At 68.9% G+C, this 9,248-nt stretch carries 10 protein-coding genes; 8 read left to right on the top strand and 2 right to left on the bottom strand.

Features of this window, described 5'->3' with window-relative positions; all coding sequences use genetic code 11:
• Nucleotides 1-17: 17 nt before the first annotated feature.
• The gene (locus CCN37_RS13420) at nucleotides 18-1,310 is read right to left on the bottom strand and encodes a KamA family radical SAM protein (RefSeq protein WP_210408003.1); all 1,293 of its coding nucleotides are present in this window, start codon (nucleotides 1,308-1,310) and stop codon (nucleotides 18-20) included.
• Nucleotides 1,311-1,529: 219 nt separating this feature from the next.
• Nucleotides 1,530-2,285, bottom strand: a complete 756-nt coding sequence (lexA, locus tag CCN37_RS13425) for a transcriptional repressor LexA (protein WP_086821083.1) — start codon at nucleotides 2,283-2,285, stop codon at nucleotides 1,530-1,532.
• Between the two features lie 336 nt (nucleotides 2,286-2,621).
• Here lexA and CCN37_RS13430 point away from each other — a divergent pair, with 336 nt between their 5' ends.
• The 8 genes from CCN37_RS13430 (at nucleotide 2,622) to CCN37_RS41495 (ending at nucleotide 9,227) form a co-directional block, all read left to right on the top strand.
• A complete protein-coding gene (locus CCN37_RS13430) occupies nucleotides 2,622-3,044 on the top strand; it encodes a LysM peptidoglycan-binding domain-containing protein (RefSeq protein WP_246843013.1) in 423 nt (140 codons plus the stop codon).
• A 281-nt stretch (nucleotides 3,045-3,325) separates the two neighbouring features.
• Nucleotides 3,326-3,808, top strand: coding sequence for a transcriptional regulator NrdR (nrdR, locus tag CCN37_RS13435; protein ID WP_086821091.1), 483 nt, complete (start codon nucleotides 3,326-3,328; stop codon nucleotides 3,806-3,808).
• 227 nt (nucleotides 3,809-4,035) lie between these two features.
• Complete coding sequence (locus CCN37_RS13440) at nucleotides 4,036-6,852, top strand: vitamin B12-dependent ribonucleotide reductase (RefSeq protein ID WP_086821092.1); 2,817 nt, start codon at nucleotides 4,036-4,038, stop codon at nucleotides 6,850-6,852.
• A 164-nt stretch (nucleotides 6,853-7,016) separates the two neighbouring features.
• On the top strand, nucleotides 7,017-7,277 hold the full coding sequence (locus tag CCN37_RS13445; RefSeq protein ID WP_086821085.1) for a type II toxin-antitoxin system Phd/YefM family antitoxin: 261 nt from the start codon (nucleotides 7,017-7,019) through the stop codon (nucleotides 7,275-7,277).
• Complete coding sequence (locus CCN37_RS13450; protein WP_086821086.1) at nucleotides 7,274-7,690, top strand: type II toxin-antitoxin system VapC family toxin; 417 nt, start codon at nucleotides 7,274-7,276, stop codon at nucleotides 7,688-7,690. Before CCN37_RS13445 ends, CCN37_RS13450 begins: the two co-directional genes overlap by 4 nt.
• Entirely contained in the window at nucleotides 7,690-8,304 is a 615-nt protein-coding gene (locus CCN37_RS13455) for a hypothetical protein (protein WP_086821087.1), read from the top strand. Before CCN37_RS13450 ends, CCN37_RS13455 begins: the two co-directional genes overlap by 1 nt.
• Before the next feature lie 81 nt (nucleotides 8,305-8,385).
• Nucleotides 8,386-8,802, top strand: a complete 417-nt coding sequence (locus CCN37_RS13460) for a type II toxin-antitoxin system HicB family antitoxin (protein ID WP_086821088.1) — start codon at nucleotides 8,386-8,388, stop codon at nucleotides 8,800-8,802.
• Nucleotides 8,803-8,990: 188 nt separating this feature from the next.
• The gene (locus CCN37_RS41495) at nucleotides 8,991-9,227 is read left to right on the top strand and encodes a hypothetical protein (RefSeq protein WP_246843014.1); all 237 of its coding nucleotides are present in this window, start codon (nucleotides 8,991-8,993) and stop codon (nucleotides 9,225-9,227) included.
• Nucleotides 9,228-9,248: the final 21 nt, after the last annotated feature.

Below are 9,248 nucleotides of genomic sequence, written 5' to 3' on the forward strand. Positions count from 1 at the left end.
GACTTACGAGACAGCCCTTAGTCGAGGAAGTCGGGCCTGCCGAAGGCGGGTTTCAGGTCGTCGAACCACAGCGCCTGGTCGTCGTAGGCGGCGAAGAACGGGCGGTTCACCTTGCTGGGGTCCCGTGCCTGGAGGAAGCGGCAGACGAAGACCTTCTCGCCGCCGACCTCGGCGGTGCCGTCGAGGACGACCTTGCCGGGGGAGGCCGACATGACGGGCCCGCGCGCGGTCCGCTCCAGCCCGGAGACCTGGCTGATCGCCTCCCGGTAGATGTCCAGGACCTGGTGCAGGGGCAGCGCGAAGTAGTCGCGGGCGCCGGTGTCGCGCTCCACGAACATGTAGTACGGCACGACGCCGATGCGGACCAGCTCGCGCCACATCGTCGCCCACGCGTCGGCGTTGTCGTTGACGTGCTTGACGATCGGCGCCTGCGCGCGGATCACGGCGCCGGTGCTCCTGATGCGCCGGACGGCCTCCTGCACGGCGTCGGTGCGCAGCTCCTGCGGGTGCGAGAAGTGCGCCATCACCGCGACGTGCCTGCCCTGCGCGACGAGGCGGTCGAACAGCCGCAGCAGCGCGTCGGCGTCCGGGTCGGTGGTGAAGCGGTACGGCCAGTACGACAGGGCCTTGGTGCCGAAGCGGATGTTGCGGACGTGCTCGAAACCGGGCTCCAGCAGGGGTTCCACGTAGCGGGCCAGCAGCTCGGTCTTCATGATCATCGGATCGCCGCCGGTGAGCAGCACGTCGGAGACCTCGGGGTGCTGGCGCAGGTAGCCGAACACCCGCTCGGGCCGGTCGACCTGCTGCTTCAGCTCGGAGATGCCGACGAACTGCGCCCACCGGAAGCAGTAGCCGCAGTAGGAGTGGCAGGTCTGGCCGTTGGCCGGGAAGACCAGCGCGGTCTCGCGGTACTTGTGCTGCACGCCGGAGAGCTGTCCCTCGTCATCGCCGGGGACGTTCTTCTCCATCTGGTCACCGGGGTGCGGGTTGAGCTCCTTGCGCAGCGGTTCCACGGCCGCGCGTAACTCGCTCCGGTTGGCTCCGGCGTCCAGCATCGCCGCGACGTGCTGGTACATCGAGTCCGGCAGCATGTCCCGGTGCGGGAAGGTGAGCCGGAAGATCGGGTCGTCGGGCGCGGCCGACCAGTCGATCAACTCGTCCAGGACGTAGTTGTTCACCTTGAACGGCAGCACGGCGCTGACCACCGCGATGTCGCGGCGCAGCTCGGGCGCGAGCCTGCTCACCTGGGACAGGTCGGCGAGCTTCGACCCCGGAGTGGACGTCATACGTTGCTCTGGTTGGGTGATCATCGCCCCCGAATGTACGTGCGCGCGCTGGACCGGGACTACCGCCGTTCGCAGGTCTCGCGCGAGGGCCGAACGGGCCCGGCGGGCCAGTGTCCGCCGCCCACGGTGACCGAGCACCACCCGGCCGGTGAGTTGACGCGGTGAGAAACCCCCGAACAGGGTTGTACCCGCCCCGGAGCTGGGAGGGAGTCCCCGGGGCGGGTGCGTCTGGGAGGGCTGGGGCTACAGGCGGCGCAACACCGCGACGACCCGGCCCAGCACCGCCGCCTCGTCGCCGAGGATCGGCTCGTAGGCGGGGTTGTGCGGCAACAGCCAGACGTGGCCGTCGCGGCGCTTGAAGGTCTTCACGGTGGCCTCGCCGTCGATCATCGCCGCGACCACGTCGCCGTTCTCGGCGGTGGGCTGCTGGCGCACCACGACCCAGTCCCCGTCGGTGATCGCGGCGTCGACCATCGAGTCGCCGACCACCTTGAGCAGGAACAGCGATCCCTCGCCGACCAGCTCCTTCGGCAGCGGGAAGACGTCCTCGACGGCCTGCTCGGCCAGGATCGGCCCACCGGCGGCGATGCGGCCGACCACCGGGACGTAGGCGGGCAGCGGCCGGTCGGTGGCCTGCTCGGCCTGGGCGTCCGGCTCCGGGGAGCGCACGCCGTAGGCCCTCGGCCGGTTCGGGTCGCGGCGCAGGTGGCCCTTGCGCTCCAACGCCCGCAGTTGGTGGGCGACGGAGGAGGTGGAGGTCAGGCCGACCGCCTCGCCGATCTCGCGGACGCTCGGCGGGTAGCCGAAGCGTTCCACCCAGTCCCGGATCACCTCGAGCACCCGGCGCTGCCGTGGGGTGAGCGCGGTGTCGTCGGTGGCCTCGCCCGCGAGGAGCTGGTCGCCGCGGTCGGGGAAGACGCGGACCTCGGCCCGTGCTCCGGCGCTCGTGCCGAGTTCGCCGGTCGAGCCGGTCTGGTCGCCGGTTCCCTCGCGTGTCACCGTCCTCGCCCTCCCTGGTCGCTGGTGTGCGTCACCCCGTGAACGCTAGCCGTCACCGGGCGAGAGATCAAACAGGTGTTCGAACGCCACGCCTTCGGGTCGCCTCTGGACTCGGTCGGCTTTCGGCTCGATTTCCGCCGCCCCGGGTGGTAGACATTCGCACAGCAGTTCGATCGAACGCCTGTTCGATCTTACTGCGTGACCGAGGCGAACGGTAGGACGAGGAGGCGTGTCATGACCGTGCTGGCGCGTGCCCATGCGGAAACCCGTACAGCGGAAACCCGGACCGAGACCCGAGCGGTGACTCGGACCGAAGGGGAGTCCTGCGCTCGCCGGGTGGTCGTCGAGCTCCACCGGCGTCCCCTCCGGGGACATCCTGGCGGCGGCACGGTGATCGTGCCGGCCGCGCGTCATGCCGCCATTGCCTCCCGGGCGGTGGCGTGCCGGGTTCGCAAGCGCAGCCTCGCCGCGCGGGTGCGGGGGATGCTGGCGGCGTTGGCGCTCACCGCCGTCGCCGTGGTCGGGCTCGGTCTGCTCGCTCAGCTCAGGGGCATCGGCGATGGGCCGGACGTGCCGGAGTCGGTCTCCGTCGTCGAGGTCGATCCGGGCGAGTCGCTGTGGCAGCTGGCGCGGCGCGTCGCGCCGGACTCGCCCTCCGGAGCGGTCATCGAGCGCATCGTGGAGCTCAACGAGCTGTCCGACCACGTGGTCCACCCGGGACAGCCGCTGCGCGTGCCGGACGGCCGCGCGCAGCGGTAGCACGCCGCCACGCCCGGGGCTTCCCCCTGCCGGGCGACCAAGTCACCCATTTCGAGTGACCCGCAGGCCCGTGTCCTGGCCTGGCGAGTTGCATCTGTCTGCCTCGGTGCCTAGGTTCTACCCCAACATCTAGTGGTTGCTTCGGCGTAGCTAGTCCACAGGTTGGGTTCACACGATCTTCACAGCGTGTCGCTTCCGGCACGCTCCGTTCGTCGTGCCCGCGCCCCGGACGACCCGCCGTGCGACCACCGAACCGCGGCATGAGGGAAGGGGTGAGCCGGGTGCGGTGCCCGTTCTGCCGACACTCCGACTCCCGGGTCGTCGACTCGCGTGAGGTCGATGAGGGCCAGGTGATCCGGCGCAGGCGGTCCTGCACGGAGTGCAGCCGCAGGTTCACCACGGTGGAGGAGGCCATCCTCGCCGTGGTCAAGCGGTCCGGCGTCACCGAACCGTTCAGCCGGGAGAAGGTCGTGACCGGCGTGCGCAGGGCCTGCCAGGGCAGGCCGGTTGACGAGGACGCGTTCCAGCAGCTGGCCCAGCGGGTGGAGGAGGCGATCCGCTCCACCGGCGCGGCCGAGGTGCCCAGCCATGAGGTGGGGCTGGCGATCCTCGGCCCCCTCCGGGAGCTGGACGAGGTCGCCTACCTGCGCTTCGCCAGCGTCTACCGGTCCTTCACCTCGGTGGAGGACTTCGAGAAGGAGATCGCGGACCTGCGACAGGCGGGTTCTGACGACAGCGAGGCAGCGGAGGCGACCAGCGGATGAGCGCGGGGCCGGACGAGGACAAGCCGCGACGCAGGCGCGGCACCGCGACCGCTGCCCCCGCCGCCGGTAAACGGCGTGGCGGGAAGCAGAAGGGCGGCACCGACAGCGGCGGTGCCGTCGCGACGCCGAGCACGGCGTCCAACAAGCAGCAGGCGCGACCGGACCGGACGGGGAGCTCGGACGAGGTCGCGCGTGCCCAGGTGGAGCAGCAGCAGAGAGGGAAGTCCATGACGGAGACCGTCGGCGCTGGCGGAACAACGGCGGCGTCTGGGGGCAAGGACGGTGGTCTGCGCGTGCAGCGCGTCTACACCACCGAGGGCGTGCACCCCTACGACGCGGTCACGTGGGAACGCCGCGACGTGGTGATGACCAACTGGCGTGACGGCACGGTGAACTTCGAGCAGCGCGGGGTCGAGTTCCCCGAGAGCTGGTCGGTCAACGCGGTCAACATCGTGACCAGCAAGTACTTCCGCGGGGCCGTGGGCTCGGACAAGCGCGAGCACAGCCTGCGCCAGCTCATCGACCGCGTCGTGCTGACCTACGTGAAGGCGGGCGTCGAGCACGGCTACTTCGCCAGCGCCACCGACGCCGAGGTCTTCGAGCACGAGCTGACCTGGATGCTGCTCCACCAGGTCTTCAGCTTCAACTCCCCGGTCTGGTTCAACGTCGGCACGCCCTCCCCGCAGCAGGTCTCGGCCTGCTTCATCCTGGCCGTCGACGACACCATGGAGTCGATTCTCAACTGGTACAAGGAAGAGGGTCTGATCTTCAAGGGCGGCTCCGGCGCCGGGGTCAACCTCTCCCGCATCCGCTCCTCCGTCGAACTGCTCTCCTCGGGCGGCAGCGCCTCCGGCCCCGTCTCCTTCATGCGCGGTGCCGACGCCTCCGCGGGCACCATCAAGTCCGGTGGCGCCACCCGCCGCGCCGCGAAGATGGTCATCCTCGACGTCGACCACCCCGACGTTGAGGAGTTCATCGAGACCAAGGCGCGCGAGGAGGAGAAGATCCGCATTCTCCGCGACGGCGGCTTCGACATGGACCTCGGCGGCAAGGACATCACCAGCGTCCAGTACCAGAACGCCAACAACTCCATCCGCGTCACGGACGAGTTCATGCGCGCGGTCGAGGACGGCGGCTCCTTCGGCCTGCGCTCGCGCACCGACGGCGAGGTCGTGTCCACCACCGACGCCAAGGGCCTGTTCCGCAAGCTGGCCAAGGCCGCGTGGGAGTGCGCCGACCCGGGCATCCAGTACGACGACACGATCAACGCCTGGCACACCTGCCCGGAGTCGGGCCGGATCACCGCGTCGAACCCGTGCAGCGAGTACATGCACCTGGACAACTCCAGCTGCAACCTCGCCTCGCTGAACCTGATGAAGTTCCTGCGCTCCGACGGCACCTTCGACGCCGAGACCTTCGCCAAGGCCGTCGAGATCGTCATCACCGCGATGGACATCTCGATCTGCTTCGCCGACTTCCCGACCGAGCCGATCGCCGACACCACGCGGAAGTTCCGCCAGCTGGGCATCGGCTACGCCAACCTCGGCGCGCTGCTGATGGCCACCGGCCACGCCTACGACTCCGACGGCGGCCGCACCCTGGCCGCGGCGATCACCTCGCTGATGACCGGTGTGGCGTACAAGCGCTCCGCCGAGCTGGCCGGGGTCGTCGGCCCGTACGAGGGCTACGCCCGCAACGCCGAGCCGCACCGCAGGGTCATGCGCCAGCACGCCGCGGCCAACGACCTCGTGCGCACCATGCACAAGAACGACTCCGCCGTGCACAAGCTGGCCACCACCGCCTGGCAGGACTGCCTGGAGATCGGTGCCCGCAACGGTTTCCGCAACGCGCAGGCCAGCGTGCTCGCGCCCACCGGGACCATCGGCCTGATGATGGACTGCGACACCACCGGCATCGAGCCCGACCTGGCACTGGTCAAGTTCAAGAAGCTGGTCGGCGGCGGCTCCATGCAGATCGTCAACCAGACCGTGCCCGGCGCGCTCAAGTCCCTCGGCTACCCGGCCGAGCAGGTCGAGGCGATCGTCGAGTACATCGCCGAGCACGGCCACGTCGTGGACGCGCCCAGCCTGAAGCCCGAGCACTACGAGGTCTTCGACTGCGCGATGGGCGACCGCTCGATCGCCCCGATCGGCCACGTCCGGATGATGGCCGCGGTGCAGCCGTTCATCTCCGGCGCGATCTCCAAGACCGTCAACATGCCGGAATCGGCGACGGTGGAGGAGGTCGAGCGGATCTACTTCGAGGGCTGGAAGCTCGGCCTCAAGGCACTGGCGATCTACCGCGACAACTGCAAGGTCGGCCAGCCGCTGTCCGCGGGCAAGGGCGCCAAGGCCTCGGGCGAGACCCAGGCCGAGACTGTCATCGAGTACCGCCCCGTGCGCAAGCGCCTGCCGAAGAAGCGCCCCAGTCAGACCGTGTCCTTCACCGTCGGCGGTGCCGAGGGCTACCTGACCGCCGGGTCCTTCCCCGACGACGGCCTCGGCGAGATCTTCGTCAAGCTCGGCAAGCAGGGCTCGACCCTGGCCGGTGTCATGGACGCGTTCTCGATGTCGATCTCCGTGGGCCTGCAGTACGGCATCCCGCTGGAGTTCTACGTCTCGAAGTTCATGAACCAGCGCTTCGAGCCCGCCGGCATGACCGACGACCCGGACGTGCGGATCGCCACCAGCGTGCTCGACTACCTGTTCCGCCGTCTCGCGCTGGACCACCTGCCGCTGGACAAGCGCGCCGAGCTGGGCATCTTCACCGCGGACGAGCGGACCGCCCAGGTCGAGCACGGCTACGGCTCCGACGTGGACCTGACCAGCCTGCAGACCACCGTCGACGCCACCCCGCAGCCCGCGCCGCAGGTGGAGAAGGCCAAGTCCGACTCGGGCAAGGTCGGCAGCTCGATGGAGATGCTGGAACTGCGCCAGGGCAAGGCCGCCGACGCGCCGCTGTGCTTCACCTGCGGCACCAAGATGCGGCCCGCCGGTTCCTGCTACGTCTGCGAGGGCTGCGGCTCCACCTCCGGCTGCAGCTGACGCCTGACTGAGCACTCCGGGTACGGCCCGGAAGAGATGATGGCCCGGATCGCCGCCAGGTGATCCGGGCCATCACTGTCGGCTGTGCCGATCTCGCGATCGACAAGAGATGACAGGCCCCGCCATTCTGTCTAGACTGTCTAGATTCGGCGTAGGGAGGGGCTATGAACGGGCACTGGCAGTTGCAGGAAGCCAAGCAGCGTTTCAGCGAGCTGATCAGATCCGTGGAGGTCGACGGCCCGCAGTTCGTCACGCGGCACGGTCAGGAAGTCGCGGTCGTCATCGACGTCGTCGAGTACCGGCGTCTGCGCGGTGGCACGCAGGACTTCAAGGACTTCCTGCGATCGGGGCCGGATCTCAGTGCCTTGGAGATCGAACGATCCCCGGAGCCTGCTCGTGTCGTTGACCTGGGTGAGGGTGCGTGAGCTTTCTGCTCGACACCAACGTGGTGTCCGAGATCCGCAAGAAGGCTCCCAATCCGGGCGTGCTCGCCTGGTTCGACGCGGCTCCGGCGGCTGAGCTGTTTCTCAGCGTGCTCGTCGTCGGTGAGATCCGGCAGGGGATCGAGCGGTTGGCGCGGCGTGACGTGGCGCAGGCCGACGTGCTTGAGCGGTGGCTCAAGCAGTTGGTGACCGCCTACGAGGACAGGATCGTCCCGATCACCACGGAGATCGCTGAGACACGGGGGCGCCTCAACGTCCCCAACCCTGTTCCTGTTGTTGACGGATTGCTGGCGGCTACCGCGCTCGTGCGCGACTGGACGCTTGTCACCCGCAACACCAGCGATGTCGCTTCGACCGGCGTTCGGCTCGTAGATCCGTTCAGTCCGACGCAGTGATGGACGCGGATCGACTCCTGGCCGGATACCTGGTGGCGGCGAGAGGCGTCAGGGCGGACTGGCAGGACGCGGGGCTGCCCGGCGCCGACCTGATCTCGATGAGCGACTGCGTCGTGGACGTCGTGCCGGCCAATCGCGACGGCTGGGACGACTGGTTCGACGACCCTGTCTCGGCTGAACGATCACGCGTTCGCGCGGATCGACCAGGGCTGCGCGTGCTCGCCGTCGGCATCGCCGCGACTGACGCCCCTGCCGTGCTCCAGGACATGGCCGAAGCCGGCTACGGCCCGGACGCGGGCGGGGTGATGGGACGCCTGGCCCGGCGGGAGGCGTTTCCCGACGTCCACGCCGGTCGAGCGAGGGGCTTCGAGCTGGTCGGTTTCGACGTCGGCTGCTGGCACACGTGGACCTGCCTCGGCGGACTTGTCGACGACGTTCGGCAGGCGACGGGGGTTCGGCCGGGAAGGTGGGGGTTGATCCAGGACGAGCAGGAGGCTCGCCGGGCCGCGGCGTGGCTCACGACGTCCGGGCTCGGCGATCCGAAGGTCTTCCTGTGGGTTCCCGCCCTGCTCGTCGACGTCAGCGACCACGAGCACCCTGCCGTTACGCCTTGACGTGACTACACGGAGACGCACGTACTTGACGTACGTAACGTACTTGGACACCCTGGGGGGAGAACCCACCGGGAGGCTGGCATGTCCGCTGTCCACTTCGACAGCTACACCGAGGCTCGCGCGCACCTGAAGGACCTGCTGGACGCCGCGGAGAAGGGGCGTGTCGCCACCGTTCGGCGTGACACCGCCGTGACCGCTGTCGTGGCTGTCGAACGTCTGCGCCACTTCCTCGCGTCGATCGTTCCCTCGCGGGCCCAGGTCGTTCCGGAGGACGGCGCCTGGTCGGTGTTCATCCCCGGACTTCCGGTCGCCGCCGATGGGGCATCGTTCGACGAAGCGATCGGCGAGATGGTCGATGCTTTGCGGGAGTACGCCGAAGACTGGCAGGAACGGCTGCTCGACGCGTCGAACCACCGTGACAACTGGGGGCTGGTCCAGTTGATCAGCCTCAGTTCCGACGAACAGTTGCGCGAATGGCTTGTCGGCGGCGCGCGGTGACGTCTTGGCCGCAGCCGACGCGCAAGGACCACGAGACGTTCTGCCGAGTCGAGGAATGGCGCCGGGTGCGGGACGCTCGTGGTCGGACTGGGACGCACCACGTCACCTACGAACTCGATCTCTCCGACGGCAGGATTCTGCGGACTCGGATCTCGCATCCCGTGGATCGCAGCGGCTATGGAGCGAGTATGTGGAAACACATCCTTCGCGATCAACTCGACGTCGGCGAACCCGAGTTCTGGGCGTGCGCTCGGGACGGCGTCAGGCCTTCCCGGGGTGTGCCGAAGCCGCCTGCGGAGGCGCTGCCCGCTGAACTCGTGCACTTGCTGATCTCGCGTGTCGGACTCGACGAGTCCGAGATCGCCGGGATGGGCAAGAACGAAGCTGTCGCCAGGTTGCAGCGCTTCTGGACCGAGGTTGTCTGACTAGGCGCTGTCCTGTAAGTC

Source organism: Allokutzneria sp. NRRL B-24872 (assembly GCF_002155965.1).
GTDB lineage: Bacteria > Actinomycetota > Actinomycetes > Mycobacteriales > Pseudonocardiaceae > Allokutzneria.

Bases quoted from the DNA above. Each gene is read 5' to 3' on its own strand.
- CCN37_RS13420 (WP_210408003.1), bottom strand. From the start codon at position 1,310: ATGATCACCCAACCAGAGCAACGTATGACGTCCACTCCGGGGTCGAAG.
- CCN37_RS13440 (WP_086821092.1), top strand. From the start codon at position 4,036: ATGACGGAGACCGTCGGCGCTGGCGGAACAACGGCGGCGTCTGGGGGC.
- CCN37_RS13445 (WP_086821085.1), top strand. From the start codon at position 7,017: ATGAACGGGCACTGGCAGTTGCAGGAAGCCAAGCAGCGTTTCAGCGAG.
- CCN37_RS13455 (WP_086821087.1), top strand. From the start codon at position 7,690: ATGGACGCGGATCGACTCCTGGCCGGATACCTGGTGGCGGCGAGAGGC.
- CCN37_RS13460 (WP_086821088.1), top strand. From the start codon at position 8,386: ATGTCCGCTGTCCACTTCGACAGCTACACCGAGGCTCGCGCGCACCTG.
- CCN37_RS41495 (WP_246843014.1), top strand. From the start codon at position 8,991: ATGTGGAAACACATCCTTCGCGATCAACTCGACGTCGGCGAACCCGAG.